This window comes from Burkholderia sp. Bp8986 (genome assembly GCF_003854225.1).
In the GTDB taxonomy this organism is placed as follows: Bacteria; Pseudomonadota; Gammaproteobacteria; order Burkholderiales; family Burkholderiaceae; genus Burkholderia.
Genome location: NZ_QTQM01000063.1, coordinates 1 through 25,792, shown reverse-complemented (window position 1 = coordinate 25,792; position 25,792 = coordinate 1). Strand labels below are relative to the sequence as shown.

At 68.1% G+C, this 25,792-nt stretch carries 19 protein-coding genes; 12 read left to right on the top strand and 7 right to left on the bottom strand.

Annotated features, from left to right (window positions below):
* Window positions 1–156: 156 nt before the first annotated feature.
* Window positions 157–1,797 carry a S8 family peptidase gene (locus DID99_RS33805; protein WP_124572168.1) on the bottom strand — a complete coding sequence of 547 codons (1,641 nt, stop codon included), beginning with the start codon at window positions 1,795–1,797 and terminating at the stop codon, window positions 157–159.
* A 417-nt stretch (window positions 1,798–2,214) separates the two neighbouring features.
* On the opposite strand from DID99_RS33805, the gene DID99_RS33800 reads away from it, so the two are divergent.
* Window positions 2,215–3,111, top strand: a complete 897-nt coding sequence (locus tag DID99_RS33800; protein ID WP_124523952.1) for a glutamate/aspartate ABC transporter substrate-binding protein — start codon at window positions 2,215–2,217, stop codon at window positions 3,109–3,111.
* 335 nt (window positions 3,112–3,446) lie between these two features.
* On the opposite strand, the gene DID99_RS37495 is transcribed toward DID99_RS33800, so the two are convergent.
* The gene (locus DID99_RS37495) at window positions 3,447–3,584 is read right to left on the bottom strand and encodes a hypothetical protein (RefSeq protein WP_185733852.1); all 138 of its coding nucleotides are present in this window, start codon (window positions 3,582–3,584) and stop codon (window positions 3,447–3,449) included.
* On the opposite strand from DID99_RS37495, the gene DID99_RS33795 reads away from it, so the two are divergent.
* The 4 genes from DID99_RS33795 (at window position 3,583) to DID99_RS33780 (ending at window position 7,824) form a co-directional block, all read left to right on the top strand.
* Entirely contained in the window at window positions 3,583–4,425 is an 843-nt protein-coding gene (locus DID99_RS33795) for an ABC transporter substrate-binding protein (protein ID WP_124523954.1), read from the top strand. The two genes, DID99_RS37495 and DID99_RS33795, sit on opposite strands and share 2 nt — an antisense overlap.
* Before the next feature lie 72 nt (window positions 4,426–4,497).
* Entirely contained in the window at window positions 4,498–6,000 is a 1,503-nt protein-coding gene (locus DID99_RS33790; protein ID WP_124668445.1) for an amino acid ABC transporter permease/ATP-binding protein, read from the top strand.
* A gap of 23 nt (window positions 6,001–6,023) precedes the next feature.
* Window positions 6,024–7,367, top strand: a complete 1,344-nt coding sequence (locus DID99_RS33785) for an amidase family protein (RefSeq protein WP_124668444.1) — start codon at window positions 6,024–6,026, stop codon at window positions 7,365–7,367.
* A gap of 61 nt (window positions 7,368–7,428) precedes the next feature.
* Window positions 7,429–7,824 (top strand): ectoine synthase, encoded by a 396-nt coding sequence (locus tag DID99_RS33780; protein ID WP_044843279.1) that lies wholly within the window; start codon window positions 7,429–7,431, stop codon window positions 7,822–7,824.
* Between the two features lie 90 nt (window positions 7,825–7,914).
* Here DID99_RS33780 and DID99_RS33775 read toward each other — a convergent pair whose 3' ends face one another.
* Window positions 7,915–8,589, bottom strand: coding sequence for a GntR family transcriptional regulator (locus DID99_RS33775; protein ID WP_124523962.1), 675 nt, complete (start codon window positions 8,587–8,589; stop codon window positions 7,915–7,917).
* Between the two features lie 85 nt (window positions 8,590–8,674).
* On the bottom strand, window positions 8,675–9,535 hold the full coding sequence (locus DID99_RS33770; protein ID WP_124572173.1) for a DUF1989 domain-containing protein: 861 nt from the start codon (window positions 9,533–9,535) through the stop codon (window positions 8,675–8,677).
* Window positions 9,536–9,995: 460 nt separating this feature from the next.
* Between DID99_RS33770 and DID99_RS33765 the strand changes: the two genes are divergently transcribed.
* The gene (locus tag DID99_RS33765; RefSeq protein WP_124484594.1) at window positions 9,996–11,243 is read left to right on the top strand and encodes a multidrug effflux MFS transporter; all 1,248 of its coding nucleotides are present in this window, start codon (window positions 9,996–9,998) and stop codon (window positions 11,241–11,243) included.
* Window positions 11,244–11,331: 88 nt separating this feature from the next.
* Window positions 11,332–11,859, top strand: coding sequence for a GNAT family N-acetyltransferase (locus DID99_RS33760; RefSeq protein ID WP_124668443.1), 528 nt, complete (start codon window positions 11,332–11,334; stop codon window positions 11,857–11,859).
* 31 nt (window positions 11,860–11,890) lie between these two features.
* Here the strand turns inward: DID99_RS33760 and DID99_RS33755 are convergent, their stop codons facing one another.
* The 3 genes from DID99_RS33755 to DID99_RS33745 form a co-directional block, all read right to left on the bottom strand.
* Window positions 11,891–12,583 carry a hypothetical protein gene (locus DID99_RS33755; protein ID WP_124484596.1) on the bottom strand — a complete coding sequence of 231 codons (693 nt, stop codon included), beginning with the start codon at window positions 12,581–12,583 and terminating at the stop codon, window positions 11,891–11,893.
* A gap of 150 nt (window positions 12,584–12,733) precedes the next feature.
* The gene (gene pbpC / locus DID99_RS33750) at window positions 12,734–14,983 is read right to left on the bottom strand and encodes a penicillin-binding protein 1C (protein ID WP_124668442.1); all 2,250 of its coding nucleotides are present in this window, start codon (window positions 14,981–14,983) and stop codon (window positions 12,734–12,736) included.
* Window positions 14,984–14,993: 10 nt separating this feature from the next.
* Entirely contained in the window at window positions 14,994–21,032 is a 6,039-nt protein-coding gene (locus tag DID99_RS33745; RefSeq protein ID WP_124668441.1) for an alpha-2-macroglobulin, read from the bottom strand.
* A gap of 304 nt (window positions 21,033–21,336) precedes the next feature.
* Here DID99_RS33745 and DID99_RS33735 point away from each other — a divergent pair, with 304 nt between their 5' ends.
* The 5 genes from DID99_RS33735 to DID99_RS33715 all read left to right on the top strand — a co-directional run.
* The gene (locus DID99_RS33735; protein ID WP_044843286.1) at window positions 21,337–21,843 is read left to right on the top strand and encodes a sugar dehydrogenase complex small subunit; all 507 of its coding nucleotides are present in this window, start codon (window positions 21,337–21,339) and stop codon (window positions 21,841–21,843) included.
* Window positions 21,843–23,462, top strand: a complete 1,620-nt coding sequence (locus DID99_RS33730) for a GMC family oxidoreductase (RefSeq protein ID WP_124484599.1) — start codon at window positions 21,843–21,845, stop codon at window positions 23,460–23,462. The genes DID99_RS33735 and DID99_RS33730 overlap by 1 nt, the downstream gene beginning before the upstream one ends.
* A gap of 2 nt (window positions 23,463–23,464) precedes the next feature.
* Window positions 23,465–24,742, top strand: a complete 1,278-nt coding sequence (locus DID99_RS33725) for a cytochrome c (protein WP_124668440.1) — start codon at window positions 23,465–23,467, stop codon at window positions 24,740–24,742.
* Window positions 24,743–24,920: 178 nt separating this feature from the next.
* Window positions 24,921–25,340, top strand: a complete 420-nt coding sequence (locus DID99_RS33720) for a DoxX family protein (protein ID WP_124572176.1) — start codon at window positions 24,921–24,923, stop codon at window positions 25,338–25,340.
* 66 nt (window positions 25,341–25,406) lie between these two features.
* On the top strand, window positions 25,407–25,792 hold a 386-nt coding region (locus DID99_RS33715; RefSeq protein WP_148094687.1), incomplete at its 3' end, for a porin.

The window sequence follows — 25,792 nt, the reverse complement described above, 5'->3', positions numbered from 1 at the left end:
CCCCCTCCTCCCCCCCCCCCCCCCCCCCCCCACCCCCCCCCCCCCCCCCCCCCCCCCCGCCCCCCCCCCCCCCCCCCCCCCCCCCCCCGCCCCGCGCCCCCCGGCCCCCCCCCCCCCCCCCCCCCCCCGCGGCTGCATGCGTCGAGAACGGGCCGCTTACTGCGTGGCTGACGCGACCGCGGTTCCTGCATCGAGAATGCCCGAGCCTGCCGGCAACGCGGTGCATGGCGTACTGGCCGCCAGCTTCGCCGTGTGCGTACCGCTTTTCAGCTTCTGCTGGATCTGCGTGGGCGTGAGGTTGCCGTTCACCGCGAGCATCAGCGCGGCGACGCCCGTCACCTGCGGCGTCGCGAGGCTCGTGCCGCTCGCCAGGCCGTAGGTGTCGCCATCCGGAGTCGTCGTGCCGCTGTTGGCCGTCGACAGGATGTTGACGCCCGGTGCGCTGAGCGTGATGTTGGTGCCGAAGTTGCTGAACGAGGCGCGGCGGCCGGCTGCATCGTTGGCGCCGACGCTGATCACGCCGCTGCAGTTCGCGGGCTGGTCGAGCCCGGTCGACAGACCGTCGTTGCCGGCGGCGACGACGACGGTTACGCCCTTCGCGTTCACGTCGTCGATCGCCTGCTGGAACGTCTTGCTGCAGGCGCCGACGCCGCCGAGGCTGAGGTTGATGATTTTCGCCGGCGTCGGGTTGTTCGGCACCCCGGTGACGGGAATGCCGGCCGCCCAGCGCATTGCGTCGGCAATGTCGCTCGTCACGCCGCCGCATTTGCCGAGCACGCGAACCGGCAGGATCTTGCCGAGCCACGATACGCCGGCGATGCCGATGCCGTTGTTGGCGGTCGCGCCGATCACGCCCATCACGCGCGTGCCGTGCCAGCTGCTGGTGTTCGGTTCGCTTTCGCAGTGGTAGTACGGGCCGCTCGCGTTGTCGAGTTCCTGCTGCGTGACCCAGTCGCCCGGGTCGCTCGCGTCGGGGCCGCGCGACAGGCCGTTGTTGCTGGTGTTGACGCTGGTGATGAAGCTGTAGCCGGGCAGCAGGTTGCCGACGAGGTCGGGGTGCGGCCGATAGCCGGTGTCGAGCACGGCCGTCACGACGGTCGGCGAGCCTTTGGTCTGGTTCCACGCAGGCGGCAGATCGGCGCCGGCGGTCGGGTCGGACAGATACCACTGCTGGCCGTAGCTCGGGTCGCTCGGCGTGTCGCGGACCTTCATCGGATGATCCGGTTCAGCGTAGTCGACGTCGGCGTCGGCGCCGAAGGCCTCCGCGAGCGCCGCCGCGTCGGCGGCCGCGACGCGCTGGCCAAGCGACAGCACGGCCGCGCCGTTCGAGGCCGTCCGCTCGACCTGCACGTTCAGCGGCGTCGCCGCGGCTGCATACGCACGCGCGGCGCCGGTTGCCGTCGGCGCCGTCCAGCGTGTCATCGAACGCTGGATCACCGCGTCGAGCCGCGTGCCGTCGTCGATGGCCGCTCTTGCGTTCGTGGCCGTCAGCGTCTTCAGCCTGACGATCAGGTGATCGACCGGCGGCTCGTCGGGCGTGGTCTGGGCGGCCATTTGCGTGGCGGCCTGCTGCGACGTACACGCGTTGCTGCCGGAATTGGTGGGCGGGGTCGTCGGAGCGGGCGCGGGGGCCGGGGTCGGGGCCGGTGCCGTGTTGGTCGGCGACGGGTTGCTGCCGTCGCCGCCGCCTCCGCCGCAGCCGGCGATCGGGAGCAGGGCGGCGGCGGACAGCATGCCGGCGAGCATGCGCGCATGGGCCGAACGGGCCAGCGCGAAATTGAAACGTTTGGCTTTCATGTTGAAAGTCGATCCTCGGAGATAACCGTCGTGCCGGCGGTGGTGCCTGGTCTGGCCTAAGCCGGACCTTGATTTTTGTCGGGCGCGCGCGGGGTTCCTGCGACACGCCATGCATTGGGTAACGGCTGATGAGGCGGCTTCTTGAATATGTTTTGTGTGAAAAAGATGCGACACGCAAACGATTGCGTTGCTGGGTTGCAGCATGAACGCGCGTTTGGAACGGGTGATCTGTTCATGAGGTGCAAGATTGCAGGCGGTCGACCCGGCGAAACATGCGGCGCGGGCGCTTTTGCGCGGCACGGAAATGATTGCGCGCGGTGTGGCCGTGACGGAGGGCGCTTGACGCTTTCCCCGATGCGGTGCGAATTTTTCGGGCGTAGGATCGCGATTCGATCAAGGTTTCGTCAGGAGAAAAGCATGGATCACCGCTTCCGTTGGCTGGCTGTCGCGTTGTCCTGCGCGCTGGCGGGCGCCGCGCACGCGCAGGCGCTCACCGGCACGCTGAAGAAGATCAAGGACACGGGCGTCGTGTCGCTCGGCATCCGCGAATCGTCGGTGCCGTTCTCGTATTCGGACAACCAGCAGAAGAACATCGGTTACTCGCGCGACATCGCGGCGCGCATCATCGATGCGCTCAAGGCGGAGTTGAAGACGCCGAACCTGACGGTGAAGGAAATCCCGATCACGTCGCAGAACCGGATTCCGCTGCTGCAGAACGGCACGATCGACTTCGAGTGCGGCTCGACGACGAACACGCTGGAGCGGCAGAAGCAGGCTGCGTTCTCGAACAGCATTTTTTTGTACGGGATCCGTTTCAGCACGCGCAAGGATTCGGGCGTGAAGGACTTCCCGGACCTGGCCGGCAAGACGGTCGCGACGACGGCCGGCACCTCCGACGAGCGGCTGCTGCGCAAGCTCAACGAAGAGAAAGGGATGAACATGACGATCATCAGCGCGAAGGACCATGCCGAAGCGTTCATGAACGTCACGACCGGGCGCGCGGTCGCGTTCGTGATGGACGAGCCGCTGCTGTACGGCGAGATCGCGAAGGACCGCAATCCGGGCGCGTACACGGTGGCGGGCACGCCGCTCGTCCACGAGAACTACGCGTGCATGATGCGCAAGGACGATCCGGCGTTCAAGCACGTGGTCGACGGCGTGATCGCGAAGCTGCAGACCTCGGGCGCGGCCGAGAAGCTCTACGACCAGTGGTTCATGCAGCCGATTCCGCCGAAGGGTGTGAGCCTCAACTATCCGCTGTCGCCGGAGATGAAGCAGCTGTTCAGGAATCCGACGGATCAGGCACAGTACTGATCGAAACGTCGCAGTGGCGTGCGGGCCGACACGTTGCGTGCTCGGCCTGCACGATCGAATCCCCCGGCCTTCGGGTCGGCGTCGCGGCGCGCATCCCCGCAGCCGCAAGCGCGAGCCGGGCCCGTCGCGCCCGATGCTGAACCCCGTGTCCTGATCCTCCATCGCGTGCGTCGCGTTTATGGCGCCGCACCTCGACGGCCCGCCGTCCGCGCGTCGTCCCGTCCGGTCTTTTCTCCCTTTGCCTGAACACGTGCCCCGCACCGAAGCGGGTTGGCGGATGCGCGCCCGACGCACGTCCGGCGACGCTGTTTGCCGCGTAAACCCGAATACAGATTTCAATTTGAACTGGTCAGAATCGGCCGAAATTGTTCAACAATTTTCGGCGGAAAATCCCGGAAAGCCACATGCGGCGGCGCCTGGGAGGCGTTGCGACGTTTCAGCGCGAGAGCCGAACAACCCAGGAGCTTCGCCATGTCTGCTCGTTTCCCGGTTCGACATTTCCTCCGCGGCGCGCTCGTGCCGCTGGCCTTCGCATGCTCGCTCGCGTCGGCGGCGCCGCTGCAGACGGTGCGGCCCGGCACGCTGCTGGTGGGCTCCGACCTCACGTATCCGCCATACGCGTACCTGGACGCCGGCAAGCCTGCGGGTTTCGATGCCGAGTTCTCGCGGCTGCTGGCACGTCACCTGAAACTGGAGCCGGTATTTCTCGATACGCGCTTCCCGGACTTGATTCTCGGGATGAAGGCGCGCCGCTTCGACGTCGTCGCATCCGCGCTGTACGTGACGCCCGATCGCGTGAAGCAGGTCGATTTCGTGCCGTACCTGAAGACGGGCGCGTCGCTGCTCGTCGCGAAGGGCGGCGCGTTCCTGCCGAAGACGCCGCAGGACCTGTGCGGCAAGCGGGTCGGCTCGATCAAGGGCGCGTCGTGGACGCCGAAGCTGCGTGCGGTGTCGCAGGACACGTGCAAGGCGGCCGGGCGCGCCGAGATCGCGATCCTCGAGTTCCCGACGTCACCGGAAGCGACGTCCGCGCTGCTGTCGAAGGCGGTCGATGTCCAGATCGAGGACGCGGCCGTCGCGCAGGAGATTCCGAAGCAGACGAACGGGCGCGTCGACATCAGTTCGACCACGCTGCTGTATCCGATCGTGATCGGCCTGGGCGTGACGAAGGGCGATAGCGGATTGCAGAGTGCGCTCGAGGGTGCGTTGAACGATGCGCGGCGCAGCGGCGAATACGGCAGCCTGGTGAAGAAGTACGGGTTGCAGGAGCCGACACCCTCCGACGTCGCCAACGCGCTCGGCGCGCCGAAGTAAGCGCGCGGCCAGTACGACCTGACCACCGCGCGCCGCGCGGCCGCATCACCATCCGCGGTTGAGGAGTCTTCGATGCAGTTCGATTGGCACTATGCGTTTCAGCTCTTGCGGGACCAGGATTTCTGGCGCGCCTGCGTCGCGGTCGTCGAACTCAGCGTCGCCGCCTGGCTGCTCGGCGTGTTGCTCGGCTTTCCGGTGGCGCTCGCGAGACAGTCGCACCAGCCGTTGCTGAAGCGGGCGGCGGCGCTCTACATCTGGTTCTTCCGCAGCCTGCCGCTGCTCGTGCTGCTGGTCTTCATCTACAACCTGCCGCAGGTCTTTCCGGCGACGAGCGCGGTGCTGTCCGATCCGTTCATGGCCGGCCTGATTGCGATGGTGCTGAGCGAGACCGCCTATTTCGCGGAAATCCATCGCGGCGGGATCCTGTCGGTGCCGCGCGGGCAGCTCGAGGCGGGCCGCGCGCTGGGTATCCGCTTCACCGGCATCCAGCGGATGATCGTGATGCCGCAGGCGATCCGCATTGCGCTGCCGGCGCTGGCGAACGAGTTCATCACGATCGTGAAGCTCACGTCGCTGGTGTCGGTGATTTCGCTGGCCGAGATCCTGCTCGTCGGCCAGCGGCTGTACACGCAGAATTTCCTGGTGTTCGAAACGATGCTGGCCGTGGCGTTCTACTACGTGCTGATCGTGACCGTGTTCAGCCGGCTGCTCGGTTATCTCGAGCGGTACCTCGACGTCAGCCGCCGTACGCCGGCCCAGGCCGGCCACGTCGATCTTGCGCTGCCGCCGTCGGCGCCGGCCGTCGCGCCGAGGCCGCGGGCGAACGCCGAATTCGCGCTGCGCCTGAAAGGCGTGCAGCAGCGCTACGGCCGCCATGAAGTGCTGAAGGACATTCATCTCGACGTCGTGCCCGGGCAGGTCGTGTCGATCATCGGGCCGTCCGGCTCCGGAAAGACGTCGCTGATTCGTACCGTCAACGGCCTCGCGCCGGTGAACGCGGGCGAGATCGACCTGTACGGAGAGCCGTTCATCCGCGCGTCGGGTCCGCATCCGCCGCGCGTGTCGCACGAGCGCATCCTCGACATCGGCATGGTGTTCCAGAGCTTCAACCTGTTCCCGCATCGCACCGCGCTGCAGAACGTGATGATGGCGCCGTGCTATCACCGGCAGGCCGATGCGGCGGCGATCCGGCTGCAGGCGCTGTCGCTGTTGTCGAAGGTCGGGATGCTCGAACATGCGAACAAGTATCCGCATCAGCTGTCGGGCGGCCAGCAGCAGCGCGTCGCCATTGCGCGCGCGCTCGCGACGCGGCCGTCGATCATGCTGTTCGACGAGCCGACGTCGGCCCTCGATCCGGAGCTCGTCGGCGAAGTGCTGAAGGTCGTCGAGACGCTGGCGAAAGAAGGGATGACGATGATCATCGTGACCCACGAGATGAATTTCGCGTTCAAGGTGTCCGACCGGATCGTGTTCATGGAGAACGGGCGCATCCTGTACGACGTGCCGCCGGACCGGATTCGCGGCAGCGCGGACGCGCGTGTGAAGGATTTTCTGAAGCACGTTCACTTCGCATAACGAATGACCGGATGGGAGCGGGAATGGATCCGACGGATTTCCGGCTGGGCAACGTGAATGAGCACGCGTGTGCGGAACGGGTGCGTGCGTGTCTTGCGCATGCCGACGCGCATCCCGGCGACATCGAAGCCGCGTGGCTCGCGCGGCGCGACGACGCGGCGGTCGCCGATGCACGTGCATGGGATGCGGCGCGGCGCGCCGGCGCGATCGATGCGCCGCTGGCCGGCGCCGTGCTGACGGTGAAGGCCTGCTTCGATTGCACCGGCTGGGTCACGCATGCCGGTTCGCGCGTGCTGGCCGACGAGCCGCCGGCGCGAATCGACGCGGCGCCGGTGTCGGCACTGCGTCGGGCCGGCGCGGTGCTGGTCGCGCAGACGGCGATGACCGAGTTCGCGTACGGCGCGCTCGGCGTGAACCGTGCGTACGGGACGCCGACGACGCCGCTCGATGCGCGGCGCGAGCGGGTGGCCGGCGGATCGAGTTCGGGCGCGGCGGTGTCGGTGGCGCTCGGTGCGGCCGACCTGTCGCTGGGTTCCGATACGAGCGGGTCGGCACGCATTCCGGCCGCATTCTGCGGCGTGACGGGATTCAAGCCGTCGCGCGGGCGCTATGCGAGCGACGGCATGCGGTTTCTGTCGACGAGCTTCGACGTGCCGGGCCTGCTGGCCGCGACGGTCGGGCTGTGCCGGCAGGCGGACGTTGCGCTGCACGGCCGCGAAGCGCGGCGGCGGCGACCGGCGGCGATCCGCGACCTGCAGTTCATCGTGCCCGAGGCGTTCGTCGCGGATGACGTCGACCCGGTCGTCGGACGCGCATTCGACGCGTGGCTGTCCCGACTGTCCGCGCACGGCGCACGGATCCGGCGCAAGCGGCTCGATTGCGTGGCCGAGGCCGGCGCGGTCGCCCGCGCGGGCGGCATCATCGCGGCAGAGGCGTTCATGCTTCATCGTGCGCGGCTGGCCGCGGCGGCGGACCGCTACGATCAGCTGGTCGGCCCGCGCATCGCTGCAGGCGAGCAGGTGCGGGCGCACGACTACGCCGCGGCGCTGCGGCGCTTGGCTGCACTGGCCGCCGCGTACCACGCCGAACTCGGCGACGCGGATGCGGTGCTGACGCCGACGGTGCCGATGCTGCCGCCGCGCGTGGCCGATCTGGCCGACGAAGCCGCATACCTCGCACAGAACGCGCGTGCGTTCCGGCTGACCGAATTCGCGAACCGGCTCGACCTGCCGAGCATCAGCGTGCCCGGCGACCTGCGCAACCGTCAGCCCGTCGGCTTGCTGATCACCGGGCATCGCGGCGAGGACGCGCGGCTGCTCGATGTCGCGGCAGCGGTGGAGCGTGCGCTGACCGCCGAATCAGCATGACGCATTTTCCGGCGGCAAGGATCACCTTGCCATTTTTCATCTCAACTATTCAGAGGTACTTATGATCGTCGTGAGATCGGCCGATATCGCCAATACCGAGCGCCATGCGCGCGGCCCGGGCTGGGACAGCAAGCGCATGATCGTCAAGCAGGACGGCGTCGGCTATTCCGTTCATGAGACGCGCGTGCACGAAGGCGCCGAACTGCATCTGCACTACAAGAACCACTTCGAGACCAACTACTGCGTGGCCGGAGAGGGGGAGGTCGTCGACACGGCGACCGGCAACGTGCACCGGATCACGCCCGGAACGATCTACGCGCTGAACCTGAACGATCCGCATGTCCTGCGCGCGACGCGTGGCGACCTGCATCTCGTGTGCGTGTTCAATCCGCCGCTGACGGGACTCGAGACGCATCGGGAAGACGGCAGTTACGCGCTGCCGACGGAGCAGGCCTGACTGCGCGAGCGGTCGGGCCGTTGCGTGCCTTTTCGTGCTGCCGTTGCTTGCCACGTCTTGAGGCAAGCAACGGCGGCGCGGCGTGCAGGGTCAGGCCGCCTCGCGATGGCTGCGCTTGATTGCCGCGACGAGCATCCGCTCGGAATCGTCGAGATAGCGCGCGAGCGCGGTGACGGCTTCGCTGCGGCGGTTCTGCGTGAGGAGGTCGTAGATCTGGTATTCGCGCTGGATCCAGTCGGGCGTTTGCACGCGTTTCTCGTCGGGATCCGCGGCGAAGACGAGCCGCAGCTGTGCGGAGATGGTCCGGAAGAACTCGTCGAGCAGCGCCGACTTCTGCAGCGCGACGATGTGCTGGTGAAAGCGCAGGCTGTGCGTGCCGACGGCCTGCCAGTTTTCCTTGTCGAGTTCGCGCTCGGCCGCGCGAATGGCGGCCTGCATCTTTTCGAGCAGCGCCGGCTGCGCGAGTTCGGCCGTGTTCAGCGCATGCAGCTCGAGCGTGCGGCGCGCGACGTAGAGATCGCGCACGTCCTGGCGATTCAGCGTGCGCACGACGACACCCTTGTGGCGCACGAACGTGACGAGCCCTTCGCGGCCGAGCTGATGCAGGACTTCGCGAAGCGAGTTGCGCGACGTGTCGTATTCGGCCGCGAGGTCCATCTCGATCAGCGCGGTGCCGGGCGGCAGCTTGCCGCTGATGATGTGTTCCCGCAGTTGATGGCTGATCCGGTCGGCGACCGACTGTCCTCTCGCTTTTTCGCTTGCCATTCCGTTCGTCCGCTCCTCTCCTGGTCGTGCGCCGCCGGCGTGGCCGGCCGGCGGCGTTTCGCCATTCTACGGGCTCCGGACCGCGTTACGCCGTCTTGTCGTGCTGCCAGTCGGCCTGCGGCGGCTGCATTCCGTGCTGGCCACGGTAGGGCGCGACGCTCGGCTGCGACCAGCCTTCGAGCAGGCTCGGGTCGAGCCGGTATACCTCGACGCCGAGCGGCCGGCACACGTCGATCGGGTCGCGTGCGTCGGGGCCCCACATCGGCACCGAAAGGTCGCCGCCCGGACACGTGGACATCGCGCACAGCACGTCGATTTCCGCGAAGAACTCGAGGTAATCGCCCGGCTGCGCGGGACAGGCCTTCATGAAGTACTTGTCGTCGTCGTTCAGGCCGGTGCACTGGAACACGTTGAGCACGTCGTGCACGTCGAATTCGGTCAGCCCGTACGGCGCGACCGCCCGCACGAGGTTCGAATGACAGTGGAAATGAAAATCCTCGCCGGTCAGCAGCTTGTTCACGTACGGGTCGCAGCGCGTGCCGAGCAGGTCGTGCACGCGGCCGCCGTCGCCGTCGACGCCATAGCCGGCGAGCGTGTCGTCGGTGATCGTGACCATCGGCCGCAGGTACGGCAGCGTCGACCAGAGCCGGTCGAACGTCGTCACGTGCGCGGCTTGCAGCTGACGTGTGCGCGACGCCCACATGCGCTCGCGCGGATTGTGCAGGTTCCAGATGTTGAAGTCGGCGACTTGCGGGCCTTCGAGCGTGACGATCCGGAACACGTGACCCGCCGGCACCGTCCACGCGAAGCCGCTGCGGATCGGCACGACGTGCGACGCGATCCGTTCGCGCGCGTCCTGGCGCTGGGCGATCGTGGAATAAAAGGCTTTGTCGACGTTCAGGACGGAACCCTTGGTGACCTGGTAGGCGGCGGGATAGTTCGACATGACGCGGTGCTCTCGGGGAAATTTGCAGATTCGGAGATCCGGCTGGAATCCGTTGTGGTGGCCGGTCAGGCGTCAATTTTAATGCTGCATTGTTCAACAATTTATTGGCGCTGCGAGGAGTATAGGGGGAACGCCGGGAGGTGTGTCAATCGGTGGAAAGTACGGAGGGGCGCGGCGAGCCGCGGATGCGCGCAGGCAGGCGAGTGGCGCCGCAAACAACAAACGAAATATGGATCAAAACCGTGGCCGTGCCGGCCGCCGGACCGGCTCGCCATGATCGGCAAGCGGGGCGTGTAACGCGTTTCGAAACCTGACGCAATCCGCATTCAACCGCGCCCACGCCAGGGGATTCCTGTCGCGTTGCGCAACAACAGGCACAATATGCGCTTCGCCGCGCACCGTTGTTCGACTTCGAGCAGCACGGCGCGTGTTGCCGCCGTCCGAATCCTTCCCGGTTGTCATGAACGCCTCGCTCACTCCCGCGCGCGAATCGAACTCGCCGCGCTTCCTGCTGTTCCTGATTTGCCTGTTCGCCTCCGCCGGCCAGCTCGCGATCGACATCTACGTGCCTGCGCTGCCCGACATGGCGCGTTCGTTCGCGACCACGCCGCAGGCGATTCAGTCGAGCGTCTCCGGCTACATGGCCGCTTATGCGCTCGGCCAGCTGATCTTCGGTCCGGTTGCCGATGCATACGGGCGCAAGCGCGTGCTCGCGTTCGGGCTGGTCATCTACACGATCGGCTGCCTGCTGTCGCTCGGCGCGCCGAACCTGGAGACGTTCGTGCTGGCGCGCTGCCTGCAGGGCTTCGGGATCGCGACCACGAACCTGCTCGCGAAGGCGATCATCACCGACTCGTTCTCGGGCCAGGCGCTGATGCATGCGTTTACCTATATGTCGATCGCGTGGGGGCTCGCGCCGATCATCGCGCCGGTGATCGGCGCGCACCTGCAGGAATGGTTCGGCTGGCGCGCGTGCCTCGTGTTCCTGCTGGTGTATTCGCTGGTGATGTGGGCGCTGCTGTGGCGCTATCGCGAGACCTTGCCGAAGCCGGTCCATCTCGAGCCGCGCACGCTGATGGCGAACGCGGGCAAGGTGCTCGCGAGCCCGGTGTTCCAGAGCTGCTTTCTCGCGCAGGGGCTGTGCTACAGCATCCTGCTGGTGTTCAACATCGTCGGGCCGTTCATGGTGCAGACCACGCTGCACAAGCCGCCGACCTTCTTCGGCTATCTCGCGCTCGGGATCGGGTTGATGTATTTCCTCGGCGGGCTGTCGAACCGGATTCACGGGCGCGGGCTGCCGAGCGCTGAGCAGCGGTTGCGCATCGGCGCACGCGTGATGGCGGGCGCGGCGGTCGCGATGCTGGTGCTGGCGCTGACCGTCGGGCTGCGCGTATGGACGCTCGCGACGCCGGTGCTCGTGATGGGCTTCTGCGCGGGCGCGATGTATCCGACGCTGATGGCGAAGGGCAATTCGCTGTTTCCGCATATCGCGGGGCTGACGAGCGCGATCCTCGGGTGCGCGCTGCTGCTTGTGTCGTCCGCGATGATGGGGCTGGCCGGTTTCGTATCGATTCACGTGCTGACGCCGCTCGCGGTGTTCTTCGTCGCGCTGTCGTTCATCGTCGTGTGGATGGTGACGAAGCTGCTGCGCTACCTCACGCAGCAGCAGGCGGCGAGCGTGGCTTGCGGGAGCGGGGAAGCCGCGTAACGTACAACGTTCCCGTCGGGCGGCGGCAACGCGGGGGAGCGCGGTTGCCGGCTGCTCTGCCCGGCAAGACACCGCATTCGACCGAGTCATGAGCCTGATCCTGCTGAACCGCGTCGCTCGAACCGACGCCCCCGATCTGATCGCCGCCAATCAGGCGAGCCGCAGCCATCACCTGCCGTGGATCGACTCGTTCACCGATCAGGCGGGATTCGACCAATGGTTCTCCCGCTGCCTGACCGGTCCGAACGTCGGCCTCGTCGCGCGCGAACGGGCGTCCGGGGCGGTTGTCGGCGTGGTGAACCTCAACGAAATCGTCGGCGGCATATTCCAGAGCGCGTATCTCGGCTACTACGGGATGGCGGATTTCAGCCGGAAAGGTTTGATGACGGAAGCGTTGCGCGCGGCGACCGACATCGCATTCGGCGAACTCGGGCTGCATCGGCTCGAGGCCAACATCCAGCCCGCAAATCACGCGTCGATCGCACTGGTTCGGCGGCTCGGCTTCCGGAAAGAGGGGTTTTCGCCGCGCTATCTGCGTATCGGCGGCGAATGGCGCGACCACGAGCGGTGGGCGCTGCTGGCCGATACCGACGCCGGGCGTGAAGTCGGCGCCTGACGTCCGATTCCTGCTTCGCGGCACGCGCCGCTCACAGCGGGTGCGCCGCGCCCGCCTGCGCCAGCAGCGAAACCGCAACCGGATCAGGCATCCCGTTCGAGTCGATCGCGCCGGCCTTGGCCAGCGCGGCGAGGTCGCTGTCGACGCCCGGTTGGCCGACCACGAACGGCGTCGTCAGGAAGGCCGGCGCCGACAGCGTGACCGCATAGCGCTGCTGCAGATTCGTCACGACCGCCGATTGCGCGGCCTGCACCGTGTTCGGGCTGCCCATCACCTGCTGGAAGTGCGCATTCCCCTGGAAATTGCCGATCAGCCCGGCCGTGTTCGTGCCGAGCTGCGCGGCGAGATAGACGAGCATCAGCTCGGTCTCGGGCGTCGTGTTGAAGGTGCCGCCCGCGTAGGCGAGCGAATGCAGGCTCGTGCCGCTCGACGCGACGGTGATCACGCACGGCAGCACGGCGTTGACCGCCACGCGGTAGTTGCCGCCGCCGTCGGTCAGCGTCGTCGCCGAGCCTTGCGCGCAGCTGACCGTCACCGATGCGCTCGCGAGCGCGGAGCCCGTGGCGGCCGTGCCGGACAGCGCGACGGTTTGCGTGTTGGCGTTGTTGAAGCAGACGTCGACGCCGAAGCAGGCGTCGCCGTTGCAGCCGGCAAGCGTCGCGACGGCCGCGGCGCACAGCGTGCCCAGCGCGGGGCGGAGGAAGCGCGGATGGCGAAGGTTCATGGTCGCGGGCGGATCGGAAGAGTGAGCGCGGCAGGGCAACCGGCGCGCGCCGACGCTTCGGCGCGCTGTTCGTATTCTAGGTCTCCGATCGCGGGGTTGCTGGCCCGTTTGTTCGCCGCGGCCTGCGGCGTGCGGCATGGCCGGCGCCCGTTACGGCTTGCGCGCGGCCGGTTTGGCGAACGCGCCGCGCACCTCGAAGCCGATCGCATCCGCCACGTTGCCGCGCGCGTCGACGAGTTCGAGCCGGTGCCGCCCGGGCCACGGCATCCACGCGATGCGGTCGGCGTGGCCGATTACCTTGTCGTCGAGCCGCCACGCGAACCGTGCGGCATGCCCGGAAGATCGCTCGAACCAGATCCGCTGATTCTTCGGCGGAATGTCCGGATCGATCGCGAAGATCGTGCCGTCGGTCGGCGCACCGATCGTCAGCGGCGCGCGCGCGCCGTCCTTGCCCGGCGTGACGGGTGCGGCGAGCCGGATCGTGTCGAGCGCGGTGCCTGCGACGAACCACTCGTTGCGCGACGGCTCGACGTCGCGCTCGAACGTGATGCGGCGTGCTTCGACGCCGGCCGGCGGACGCGGCGCACGGCTCGGCAGGTCGCGGTGCAGGTAGCCGACGACGGCCGACCACACCGGCGACGCGCCCGTGACGCCCGATACATCCCACATCGGCGAGCCGTCCGCATTGCCGACCCACACGCCGACCGTATAGCGCGACGTGAAGCCGACGGTCCAGTTGTCGCGCATGTCCTTGCTCGTGCCGGTCTTCACCGCCGAGAAGAAGCGCGTCGCGAGCGGGTTGTCGAAGCCGAACGTACGCACGCGCGCGTTGTTGTCGGCGAGGATGTCGGTGACGACGAAGCTGGCCGCTTCGCTGAACACGCGCGCGCCGTTGTCCGCACGCCCCGGTGCCGATGCGCCGGCAGCGGGCGACGGCGCAGGCAGGTCGACGACCTTGCGCGCGACGCCGCCGTTCGCGAGCGCGCGATACGCATTGGTCAGCGACAGCAGCGTGACGTCCGCGCTGCCGAGCGCGAGGCTGAAGCCGTAGTAGTCGCCTTCCTGCGCGAGCGGCAGGCCGAGCGCGGTCAGCGTGCGCGCGAAGCGATGCGGCGTGACGAGCACGAGCGTGCGCACGGCCGGCACGTTCAGCGAGCCGCCGAGCGCGCTGCGCACGCTCACCCAGCCCTTGAAATCCTTGTCGTAGTTCTGCGGAATGTAGAGGCCGCCGCCGGCCGCGAGGTTGATCGGCGCGTCGTCGAGCAGCGACGCGGCCGTCAGCCGCTTCTCGTCGATCGCCTGCGCATAGAGGAACGGCTTGAGCGTCGAGCCGGCCTGGCGCGGCGCGAGCACGGCGTCGACGTCGCGTGCGCTCGACAACGCGCCCGACGAACCGACCCACGCGCGAATCTCGCCGGTCGCGTTGTCGATCACGACGACCGCGCCGTCCTGCACGTTGCGCCGGTGCGCGGGCGCGTTGAGCTCGGTCAGCGCGCGCGTGAGCGTGTCGCGCGCGAAGCGCTGCAGCGGCGCATCGAGCGTCGTGCGCACCTGCGCGCCGGCCGCGGGCCTGACCTCGGCCGCGATGCGGCGCGCGAAGTGCGGGGCGAGGGCGGCGCCGTCCGCCGTCAGGTCGTTACGCACGGCATTGGCCGGACGCGCGATCACGAGCTGCACGTAGCCGTCGAGCGACGCGCAGGCCTGCTCCGCGTGCATGTCGCGCAGGATCCGGCACGCACGCTCGGCGACCTTCGCGCTTGCCGCGTTGGGCGCGCGCACCAGCGCTGCCGCGATCGCGGCTTCACGCGCGTCGAGGCCGGACGGCGCCTTGCCGAACAGCACCTGCGACAGCGCGGCGAGCCCGACCGTCTCGCCGCGGAACGGCACGAGATTCAGGTAGGCCTCGAGGATCTGGTCCTTGCGCCAGCCGCGTTCGAGCAGCAGCGCGTTCATCGCTTGCGTGGCCTTCTGCGGCAGCGAGCGCTGGCCCGAGCGGCGCGGCTCGTCATTGAGGAGCCCGGCGAGCTGCATCGTCACGGTCGACGCGCCGCGCGTGCGCCGGTTCCACAGGTTGCCCCATGCCGCACCGGCGATCCCGCGCCAGTCGACGCCGCTGTGTTCGTAGAAGCGCTTGTCCTCGGACACGACGATCGCCTCGCGGAACGCGGGCGACACGTCGGCGAGCGACACCCAGTCGCCGCGCCGTTCGGCGAGGTCGACGCGCGTGCGCTGCAGCGGCGTGCCGTCACGCGCGAGCAGCACCCAATCGGAACTGCGCCAGTTGCGGCGCACGTCGTCGTAGCCGGGCAGTGCGTGCGCGACGAGCGGCGCGGCCAGCACGACGGCGACGAAAACGCGGCCGGCGAAGCGCGGCGGCCGCGGCGATCCATGATCGATCATCGCGTATCCGTTACTTGCCCGCGTCGGCCGGCTTCACGGTCATCGGCGGGTTCGGCCACAGGCCGTACACGGATGGCGCGTACAACGCTTCCACGCGCGTCGGCGGCAACCCGAAGGTGCCGACGTTGTTCAGCCGCACCGTGTACTCGACCGAGAGCTTGCCCTTCGGCAGATAGTCGTAATACGCGCGGTAGCCGTCGAAATCCCGTTCGATGAACGCCGGCCATGCGCCGTCCGGGGATTTCTCGCCCTGCGTCGCGGCTTCCGAATCGCGGCCGAGGCCCGAGCCGAGGATCGTCGCACCGGACGGGATCGGATCGTTGACGACGACCCACGTCATGTCGCTCTGCGCGTCGATGTCGAGATGCACGCGCACGACGTCGCCGCGCGTCAGCACGCCCTTGACGGCGGGCGACACGGGCGTGACGGTCTTCGTGATCCGGTAGCCGGCCGCGAACGGCGTTCGCAGCGGCACGGCCGCGAGGCTTTCGACGGTCGCCCACGGGCGGCCCGTGCCGTCCTGCGTGACGGACAGCGTGGCCGGTGCCTGGGCCGCACGCGGCCACGGCATCAGCACGCTGCGCGCGGCGGCGGCGCGGGTCGCGGGAGTGGCCGACGCGGGGCTGTCGGCGGGCGCGGTTGAGGATGCCTGCGACCACGAAATCGCGCGCTCGTTGCCGCCGAGCGCGACCTTCGTCGTGCCGGCCACCGGCGTGCTCTCGTAGGTGCGCGAGAAGCGCTCGATCGCGAGCTGGCCGAGTGCGTTCGACGTCGTCGTCTGCCATGCGCCCTGGCGTTGCAGCGCCAGCAGGCCGGTCGCGACGCGCGGCATCTCGTCCTTCCACGCCGGGTCGCCCGCGAATTCCAGCGCGAGCCGCGCGGCGTTGGTCTCGTTGCTCGTCATCAGCCACCACAGGTCGTCGTCGCGCGCGGTCGAGAACACGAGCTGCGTGCCCTGGTACGTGAGGCGCGCCCGCAGGATCTGCTCGACCTGCGCGCGTTTCGCGTCGCGCTGCGGGATGTCCTTCACGCGCGTGAGGATCGCGTGATAGTCGATCACCGCCGACGTCGGCCACTGGTTCGGCGCGATCTCGATCGAACCGAGCATGCGGCCCTGGGCTGCACCGTAGCGCGACAGCGCCTCGATCGCGGCGAGCTTGCGCAGGTCGCGATCCTGGCGCGGGGCCCACGCGTTGCGCTCGATGCGGCCGTCGACGAAACGCGCGAGCCCTGCTTCGAGCTGCGTGCGCAGGTCTTCCGGCAGCGCGAAGCGCGGGTCGAGGCGGCCGGCCTCGTCGGCGACCACGAGCAGATACGACGACAGCGTCGGGCTGCCGTAGTGCGCATCGTCGGAGGACGGCGGGAAGTAGTTCGCGAGTCCGTCACTGTCGAGGTAGACGGGCATGCGCGCCACCAGCGCCTGCCATTGCGCGGCGTCGTGCAGGCCGATCGCGCGCGACGTCTGCTGTTCGAGGCAGCGGTACGGATAGCGCTCGAACCAGCGCCGCACGCCGGGCAGGCCGTCGGCGAGCTTCGACTGCAGCGACACGGCGATGCCGCCGCGCGGCGCGCCCTGCGCGTTGTTGACGGCGCCGGCCGGGGCGGACACGGGCAGCGTCAGCGTGCCGTCGACCTGGGTGAGCGTGGCCTGCTGCACGGTGACCGGCAGCGCGGGCACGACCTTCTGCGCGACGGCCAGCGCGTCGGACGCGCGCTTGCCGCCTTGCTCGGCCGCCTCGATGCGCCAGTTCAGCGCGCCGGCCGCGTCGAGCGCCTGCTCGGGCACGGTGATCGTCCACGCGACCTCGGCCGCCGCGTTGGCCGCGAGCGACACGGTTTGCGGCGCGACCTCGAGGCCCGTCACGCGCGGCGTCACGACGACCTGCATCGCGCGGTCGGTCGTGTTGCGCAGCGTGACCTGCGCGCGGAACGCATCGCCTTCGCGCACGAGCGGCGGCAGGCCGGAGATCAGCTGCAGGTCCTGTGTGCTGCGGATCGACGTGCTGCCGGTGCCGAAGCGGTCCGCGCCGACCGCCGCGATCGCGACGATCCGGAAGCGCGTGAGCGCATCGTTCAGCGGCACTTCGACGGTCGCGCTGCCGTTCGCGTCGAGCGTCACGCGCGGATTCCACAACAGCAGCGTGTCGAACAGCTCGCGCGTCGGCGCGCTGCCGCCGCCGCCGCCGGCCGGCACCGCCTTGCGGCCGAAGTGGCGGCGGCCGACGATTTCCATCTGCGCGGTGGCCGTCTCGACGCCGTACGCGCGTCGCTGCAGCATCGCGTCGAGCAGGTCCCAGCTGTTGTTCGGCATCAGCTCGAGCAGCGCCTCGTCGACGGCCGCGACCGCGATCTGCGTGCCGGCCGGCGCGGGCTGCCCGTTCGGCAGCGTGACCTTCACGTGCGCCTGCGCCTTGCCGCGCACCGTGTAGCGCGTCGCGTCGGTCGTCACGGTCACGCCGAGACGATGCACGCCGGTGCCGACCTTGATCTCGCCGAGGCCATAGCGGAACGCGGGCTTCGACAGGTCGACGAACGCGGTCGGCGCTTCATGGTAGCGGCCTTCGCGCCAGAACGCGCGGGCCCATTCGACCGGCGCCTTCCAGCCCCACGTGAAGAACGAGTACCACGGCACTTCGCGAATCCGGCCGCGCAACGCGAGCACCGACACGTAGACGTTCGGCCCCCACGATTCGCCGACCTTCAGGTCGACGGTCGGGTTCTTGCCGTTCAGCTCGACGACGTGCGTTTCCATCACGCCGCCGCGTTCGACCGCGACGAGCGCGGTCGCGTAGCGGAACGGCATGCGCACCTGGAAGCGGGCCGTTTCGCCCGGCTCGTAGGACGTCTTCTCCGGGATCACGTCGATCCGGTCGGTGTTGTCGCCGCCGAACCAGAGTTGGTCCTCGCGCGTGACCCAGACGGACGTCGACGCATTCGACGTGCGGCCGTCGCCGTCCTTCGCGACCGCGATCAACTGGACGTTGCCGGCCTGTTCGAGCGTCGCGTCGCAGGCCATGCGGCCCTTGTCGTCGGTCTTGCCCGAGCACAGCACGCCGAGGTCGCGGGTATCGCTCTTGTTGTCGTAAGCATAGAAGCCGCCGACCATCCGCTTGCGCGAGGACGTCGTGATGTGCGCGACGCCCTTGATCTCGATCGACACCGAGGCACGCGGCTTGCCCTGCAGGTCGACCGCGAGCGCCTGCACCGGCACGCGCTGGCCGACCGACACCCAGCGGCCGGCCTTGATGCCGGCCACCACCGCGGCCGGCCACAGGATCGTGTCGCCGCGGATCGTCTGCACTTCGCCGTTCGGGTCCGCGAACGTCGCCTCCAGCGCGATGCGCTTCGGCGCGTCGACGTCGGGCAGGCCCTTGAGCGTGACGGAACCCGCGCCGTTGCGGTCGAGCGTGAGCGGCAGCTTGTCCGCGATCAGCTTCGTCGCGTCGGGATCGTTGTTCGCGGCGGATGTGCTGTCGCCGTCCTGCGCATCGTCGTCGGCGTTGCCGTCGCTGCGCTCCGGACGATAGGGCGTGAAGCTGAAGTCCTCGAAGCGATCCGCGAACGGCGGCGACGCCCACTTCATCAGCGCCGACACCTGCACGGGCAGGTTCGATGCGCCGCCGCCCGACACGTAGTCGATCTGCACCGCGAGCGGCGCTTCCTTGACCGCGACGAGCGGGCTCTTCTGCGCGTCGCGCGCGCCGATCGTCCCCTTGAGCACCGGCAGGCGGAACGCCTCGACGCGGAAGCTGCCGCCGTAGTAGCTGGCGGTCGGCGCATCGTCCGGGCCGCCTTCGAGCGACACGCTGTATTCACCGAGCTTCGCCGCGGGCGGCAGCGTGAACTGCGTGTCCGCGCTGTGGTCGGCCGACCACGTGAGCGGCAGCTTGTAGGTCTGGTCCGAGCCGAGATGGCGGATCGTCACGCGTGTCGGGTAGTGCGCCGGAAACGCGAGGCTCTGCAGCGTCTCGGTGCGCAGGAAGTGCTTCATCGACACGGTTTCGCCGGCCCGCAGCAGCGTGCGGTCGAACACGGTATGCGCGCGCACGGTCGGCGCGCTGTCGGTGTCGGTCGGCACGTTGAAGCGCCACGATTCGATCCCGCGGTTCCAGTTCGAGCTGACGAACGCCATGTCGCGGCCCGTCTTCGGATCGTCGACGCGTGCCGACACGAAGTAGTCGTCGAAGCGTTCCGACTGGCTGCATGCGTGTTTCGGCTCGAACGGGCCGTCGATCTTCAGCAGGCCTTGCGCATCGGTCTTGCCCGACGCGATTTCGTCGCCATTGCAGTCCGACACGCGGATCTGCGCGTTCGGCACGGGCTTGCCCTTGTCGAGCGTCGTGACCCACACGAGGTTGTTCTCGCGGCCCTGTTTCAGGTGCACGCCGAGGTTCGTGACGAGCACGGTGGTGCGCACGTACATGCTCGACGGCTTCGCGAGCAGCGAGCGGCCGAGCGCGGGCGACGCGAGTTCGAGCACGTAGAAGCCGGGCTTGTCGATCGGCACGCCGACGACCTCGAACGGACGCAGCGCCTTCGGGTCGGCCTTCGGCAGCGTCAGCGCCTGCGCACCCGGTTCGCCGGCGAGCAGCGACAGCGAGCGCACGTCGATGCGGCGGTTCTGCGGCGCGGGCATCTTCTCGCCGGCCTCGAGCGGCACGTAGACGGGGTGCTGGCCCTTGCGCCGCAGCAGGCCCGGGACGCGTTCGTCGATCGTGCCGGCCGTCATCGACCAGTTGTCGAAGCGCTCGACGGTGCGCATCCATTGACGGATCGCGGTGTCGTCGTCGACCTTCAGGTTCGAGAATTGCGCGCCGCTCGTGTTGAGGCCCGCGATGCGCAGGTCGGCCTCGACGTTGCGCAGCGTGACGGGCACGAGTGCCGGCGTATCGGGTTCGGCGAAGCGCTCGACGATCCCGAACGTGCCCGACGAGAATTTCGCGAGCGGCGGCATCGGCGCGGTGCGCGTCGCGAGCGGGAACAGGTCGGCGTTCGAGAGCGAGCGGTCGGTCACGTCGCGCAGGCCGGACGGCAGTTCGATCGTCAGGTTCGCCTGCGCGGGCAGCGGCGGGTTGAACGTGACGGTCGTCACTTCGTCGCTGTGGTCGTCGGCCGCGAAGGTCGGCGAAAGCGAACCGTCAGGACCGCGCAGCCGGATCGCCTCGGCGTTCTTGCGCGAGATCGGTGCATTGAACGACAGCGTCAGCGGACGCAGCGGCGTGCAGGGCGCCTTCGCGTTCTCGCGCTCGCACGAGAAGCTCGCGGCGAACGGCGCACGCACGGTGAAGTCGAAGCGGCGCTCGGTGTCGTTCGCGATGCCGCTCGGGCTCGCGACGCCCTTGCCGTAGACGAGCTGCATCTTCGCGCTCGCGGGCAGCGCCTGCGCGCACGACAGCGTCAGCACGCGCGCGGCGTCCTTCTTCAGCCCGAAGTGATCGAGCAGCGCGTTGCGCGCATCGTCGTCGGCGGCCGTGACGGGGATGCGGTTGCCGATGCCGGCCGCTTCGCACCAGATGTTCGCGAGCGCGGAGCGCGGCTCGGCCGGTCCGTTCAGCTTCAGCACGAAGACCTGGCGCTCCTCGATCTCGCGCGAGCCGGGACGCACCGTCACCGGGAACGGGCCGCCGGTTTGAAACGTGAAGCGGCGCGGGCCGCTGACCGCATTGCCGGCGACCGAACGCAACGCGTCGTTGAGCGCGACCGAGCAGCGCACGCCCGGCGGCAGGTCGTTCTCGAAATCGTAGACCCACGTCTTGTCGTCGAGCCAGTGACCCTGGCCGCGTGCGGCGGTGGAATCGTTGCAGGTCATGCGCGCGGGACTCGGCGCGGATGCCGAACCGAACGCGACCATCGGTTCGTCGAACTTGACGACGCTCTGCCGGACTTCAGTGACCGTGCCTTGCGGCGACACGCTCACGGTGCGTGCCGCGCCCGCATGCAGCGACAGTGCGGCGGCGCCGCCGAGCGCCGCGACGGCGCCGATGCGCCAGATCAGCCGTGTGGTGTGATGGGTTGAATGTGTGTTGTTGTGCTTGTCGTGCTGCTTCATCGCTCGATGCCCTCGGAGGGAAGCTTTCTGTTTGATTGCACGCGATTCTAACCGACGGGCATGCGAGCGGATGACGGGAAGCGGCGTGTCGCCGGGTTGCGACACGCCGGCATCCCGATACGGAATTGTCGCGTCGACGACACAAAGATGCCGCGAAATGTCGATTGTCTCGGATTGCGGAACATTAAATGGACTATAAAAGCATTGTCCAATCCGAATTGAGCGCGTACATTTCAGGGCCGCGCGAAAGTTTGAGAAATATCAAGCGTGGTTTTCCCGAATCCGGTGTTCGAGAGAAGGAAACATGCACAACGACAACACCCCCCACTCGCGTCGCGATCGCGACGCAGCCGCATCCGGCATCACGCGGCGTCAATGGCTGCAGGGCGCACTGGCGCTGACGGCGGCGGGCCTCACCGGCTCGCTGGCGTTGCGGGCCCTGGCCGATAATCCCGGCACCGCGCCGCTCGATACGTTCATGACGCTCTCCGAAGCACTGACAGGCAAGAAAGGGCTGAGCCGCGTGCTCGGCGAACGCTTCCTGCAGGCCTTGCAGAAGGGCTCGTTCAAGACCGCCGACGGTCTGTCGCAACTCGCCGGCGCACTCGCGTCCGGTTCGTTGACTCCCGATCAGCAAACGTCCGCGCTGTCGATTCTCGAAGCCTGGTATCTCGGCATCGTCGACAACGTCGTAATTACCTACGAAGAAGCATTAATGTTCAGCGTCGTGTCCGATACGCTCGTGATTCCTTCGTATTGCCCGAATAAACCCGGCTTCTGGGCCGAAAAACCGATCGAGAGGCAAGGCTGATGGCCGATACCGATACGCAAAAGGCCGACGTCGTGGTCGTCGGGTCCGGTGTCGCGGGCGCGATCGTCGCGCACCAGCTCGCGATGGCCGGCAAGTCGGTGATCCTGCTCGAGGCAGGCCCGCGCATGCCGCGCTGGGAAATCGTCGAACGCTTCCGCAACCAGCCTGACAAGACCGACTTCATGGCGCCGTACCCGTCGAGCCCGTGGGCGCCGCATCCGGAATACGGCCCGCCGAACGACTACCTGGTCCTGAAGGGCGAGCACAAGTTCAACTCGCAGTACATCCGCGCGGTGGGCGGCACGACGTGGCACTGGGCCGCGTCGGCGTGGCGCTTCATCCCGAACGACTTCAAGATGAAGACCGTGTACGGTGTCGGCCGCGACTGGCCGATCCAGTACGACGATCTCGAGCATTGGTACCAGCGTGCCGAGGAAGAGCTCGGCGTGTGGGGCCCCGGCCCCGAGGAAGACCTGTATTCGCCGCGCAAGCAGCCGTACCCGATGCCGCCGCTGCCGTTGTCGTTCAACGAGCAGACGATCAAGAGCGCGCTCAACGGCCATGACCCGAAGTTCCACGTCGTGACCGAGCCGGTCGCGCGCAACAGCCGCCCGTACGACGGCCGGCCGACTTGTTGCGGGAACAACAACTGCATGCCGATCTGCCCGATCGGCGCGATGTACAACGGCATCGTGCACGTCGAGAAGGCCGAGCAGGCCGGCGCGAAGCTGATCGACAGCGCGGTCGTGTACAAGCTCGAGACGGGCCCGGACAAGCGCATCGTCGCCGCGATCTACAAGGACAAGACGGGCGCCGACCATCGCGTCGAGGGCAAGTACTTCGTGGTGGCCGCGAACGGCATTGAGACGCCGAAGATCCTGCTGATGTCGGCGAACCGCGACTTCCCGAACGGCGTCGCGAACAGTTCCGACATGGTCGGGCGCAACCTGATGGACCACCCGGGCACGGGCGTGTCGTTCTACGCGAGCGAGAAGCTGTGGCCGGGCCGCGGCCCGCAGGAAATGACGTCCCTGATCGGTTTCCGCGACGGCCCGTTCCGCGCGACCGAAGCCGCGAAGAAGATCCATCTGTCGAACATGTCGCGCATCAACCAGGAGACGCAGAAGATCTTCAAGGCCGGCAAGCTGATGAAGGCCGACGAGCTCGACGCGCAGATCCGCGACCGCTCCGCGCGCTACGTGCAGTTCGACTGCTTCCACGAAATCCTGCCGCAGCCCGAGAACCGCATCGTGCCGAGCAAGACGGCCACCGACGCGGTCGGCATTCCGCGCCCGGAAATCACGTATGCGATCGACGACTACGTGAAGCGCGGCGCCGTGCATACGCGCGAGGTCTATGCGACCGCGGCGAAGGTGCTGGGCGGTACGGACGTCGTGTTCAACGACGAGTTCGCGCCGAACAATCACATCACGGGCGCGACGATCATGGGCGCGGATGCGCGCGACTCGGTCGTCGACAAGGACTGCCGCACGTTCGACCATCCGAACCTGTTCATCTCGAGCAGCTCGACGATGCCGACCGTCGGTACGGTGAACGTGACGCTGACGATCGCGGCGCTGGCGCTGCGGATGTCCGACACGCTGAAGAAGGAAGTCTGACCGTGCGGAAATCTACTCTCACCTTCCTCCTTGCCGGCTGCCTCGCGCTGCCGGGCCTCGTGCGCGCGGCCGATGCGGCCGACCCCGCGCAGGTCAAGCGCGGCGAATATCTCGCGGTCGCGGGCGACTGCATGGCCTGCCACACCGCGAAGGGCGGCAAGCCGTTCGCCGGCGGCCTCGGGATGCCGGTGCCGAAGCTCGGCAAGATCTACACGAGCAACATCACGCCCGACCCGGATACCGGCATCGGCAACTGGACGTTCGACGACTTCGAGCGCGCGGTGCGCCACGGCGTGTCGAAGAACGGCGACAACCTGTATCCGGCGATGCCGTACGTGTCGTACGCGAAGATCAGCGACGACGACGTGCAGGCGCTCTACGCGTACTTCATGCACGGCGTCGAACCGGTCAAGCAGGCGCCGCCGAAGAACGAGATCCCCGCGCTGCTGAGCATGCGCTGGCCGCTGAAGATCTGGAACTGGCTGTTCCTGAAGGACGGCGCATACCAGCCGAAGCCGGCGCAGAGCGCCGAGTGGAACCGCGGTGCGTACCTGGTGCAGGGCCTCGCGCACTGCAGCACGTGCCACACGCCGCGCGGCGTCGCGATGCAGGAGAAGTCGCTCGACGAAACCGGCGGCAGCTTCCTGTCGGGCTCGGTGCTGGCGGGCTGGGACGGCTACAACATCACGTCCGACCCGAACGCGGGGATCGGCGGCTGGACGCAGCAGCAGCTCGTCCAGTACCTGCGTACCGGCAGCGTGCCGGGTGTCGCGCAGGCAGCCGGTCCGATGGCCGAGGCGGTCGAGCACAGCTTCTCGAAGATGACCGACGCCGACATTGGCGCGATCGCGACGTACATCCGTACGGTGCCGGCCGTCGCCAGCGGCGACGCGAAGCAGTCGCGCTCGTCGTGGGGCAAGCCGGCGGAAGACGGCCTGAAGCTGCGCGGCGTCGCACTGGCGTCGTCGGGCATCGATCCGGCGCGGCTGTATCTCGGCAACTGCGCGACGTGCCACCAGATGCAGGGCAAGGGCACGCCGGACGGCTATTACCCGTCGCTGTTCCACAACTCGACGGTGGGTGCGACGAATCCGGCGAACCTGGTGCAGGTGATCCTGAACGGCGTGCAGCGCAAGGCCGGCAGCGAGGACGTCGGGATGCCCGCGTTCCGCAACGAGCTGTCGGATGCGCAGATCGCCGCGCTGACGAACTACCTGACCGGCCAGTTCGGCAACCCGGCCGCGAAGGTGACCGAGCAGGACGTCGCGAAGGCGCGTTGAGGCCGGGTACGATGCAGTAAAGGCAGGGCAACTCTGACAAGAAGAGGAGGCACAGCACATCGGGCGGGCCCCGATGCCGGTTGTTGCAGAGCGGGGTGGGTGGCTTTGGCGGCCGCCCGCCCTGGTTCGTTGGCAATTCGGTGCGCGCGGTTCGCGTACCGCTTTCGTTGATCACACCATGACACCGAATCAACCGTTTCTCGCGTCCCAGCGCGATGTGCTGCTGCTGTTGTCCCGGATCCTGCTCGTGATCCTGTTCGTGATGTTCGGCTGGAAGAAGATCGTCGACTTCTCCGGCACGATCGCGTTCATGGGAAGCGAGGGCGCGCCGGCGCCGATCATTTCGGCGGCGATCGCCGTCGTGATGGAGCTGTTCGCCGGCATCGCGCTCCTCGTCGGTTTCCAGACGCGGCCGCTCGCGCTGCTGCTTGCGCTGTATACGATCGGCACCGGCTTCATCGGCCACCACTACTGGACGATGTCGGGCGGCGAGCAGATCGACAACATGATTCATTTCTACAAGAACATCGCGATCTCGGGCGGCCTGCTCGCGCTTTGCGCGGCGGGCCCCGGGCGTTTTTCGATCGATCGCGGGTAAATGGCAACGCCGGCGCGCGCATGGGGCGTGTGCCGGACGGTCGAGACTTCGAGGGGGGGCATCATTTTGCGACTCAAACATTTCGCATCGCTGATCGTGGCCGCCGCACCGGCGGCCGCGTTCGCGCAGACGAGCGTGACGCTGTACGGCCGGATCGACGGCGGCGTCGAATACCTGAACCACATCGCGACGCCCGGCGGCAGTTCGACGCGCTGGAGCGCGGAAGGCGGCGATTGGGGCACCAGCATGTTCGGCCTGAAGGGCGTCGAGGATCTCGGCGGCGGGATGTCGACGGTCTTCAACCTGGAAACCGCGTTCCAGGTGATGAACGGCACGACCGGCGGCGGACGCATGTGGTCGCGCCGCGCGTATGTGGGCCTGAAGAGCGACACGTGGGGCCAGCTGCAGGCCGGCCGCAACCTGTTCATCGACAGCGACGGCGTGTGGGAATT

Excerpts from the sequence above, each read along its gene's own strand:
- DID99_RS33730 (WP_124484599.1), top strand. The coding sequence starts at position 21,843 with ATGGCCGATACCGATACGCAAAAGGCCGACGTCGTGGTCGTCGGGTCC.
- DID99_RS33755 (WP_124484596.1), bottom strand. The coding sequence starts at position 12,583 with ATGAACCTTCGCCATCCGCGCTTCCTCCGCCCCGCGCTGGGCACGCTG.
- DID99_RS33800 (WP_124523952.1), top strand. The coding sequence starts at position 2,215 with ATGGATCACCGCTTCCGTTGGCTGGCTGTCGCGTTGTCCTGCGCGCTG.
- DID99_RS33775 (WP_124523962.1), bottom strand. The coding sequence starts at position 8,589 with ATGGCAAGCGAAAAAGCGAGAGGACAGTCGGTCGCCGACCGGATCAGC.
- DID99_RS33720 (WP_124572176.1), top strand. The coding sequence starts at position 24,921 with ATGACACCGAATCAACCGTTTCTCGCGTCCCAGCGCGATGTGCTGCTG.
- DID99_RS33745 (WP_124668441.1), bottom strand. The coding sequence starts at position 21,032 with ATGAAGCAGCACGACAAGCACAACAACACACATTCAACCCATCACACC.
- DID99_RS33780 (WP_044843279.1), top strand. The coding sequence starts at position 7,429 with ATGATCGTCGTGAGATCGGCCGATATCGCCAATACCGAGCGCCATGCG.
- DID99_RS33760 (WP_124668443.1), top strand. The coding sequence starts at position 11,332 with ATGAGCCTGATCCTGCTGAACCGCGTCGCTCGAACCGACGCCCCCGAT.
- DID99_RS33795 (WP_124523954.1), top strand. The coding sequence starts at position 3,583 with ATGTCTGCTCGTTTCCCGGTTCGACATTTCCTCCGCGGCGCGCTCGTG.
- DID99_RS33765 (WP_124484594.1), top strand. The coding sequence starts at position 9,996 with ATGAACGCCTCGCTCACTCCCGCGCGCGAATCGAACTCGCCGCGCTTC.
- DID99_RS37495 (WP_185733852.1), bottom strand. The coding sequence starts at position 3,584 with ATGGCGAAGCTCCTGGGTTGTTCGGCTCTCGCGCTGAAACGTCGCAAC.
- DID99_RS33785 (WP_124668444.1), top strand. The coding sequence starts at position 6,024 with ATGGATCCGACGGATTTCCGGCTGGGCAACGTGAATGAGCACGCGTGT.
- DID99_RS33805 (WP_124572168.1), bottom strand. The coding sequence starts at position 1,797 with ATGAAAGCCAAACGTTTCAATTTCGCGCTGGCCCGTTCGGCCCATGCG.
- DID99_RS33735 (WP_044843286.1), top strand. The coding sequence starts at position 21,337 with ATGCACAACGACAACACCCCCCACTCGCGTCGCGATCGCGACGCAGCC.
- pbpC (WP_124668442.1), bottom strand. The coding sequence starts at position 14,983 with ATGATCGATCATGGATCGCCGCGGCCGCCGCGCTTCGCCGGCCGCGTT.
- DID99_RS33770 (WP_124572173.1), bottom strand. The coding sequence starts at position 9,535 with ATGTCGAACTATCCCGCCGCCTACCAGGTCACCAAGGGTTCCGTCCTG.
- DID99_RS33790 (WP_124668445.1), top strand. The coding sequence starts at position 4,498 with ATGCAGTTCGATTGGCACTATGCGTTTCAGCTCTTGCGGGACCAGGAT.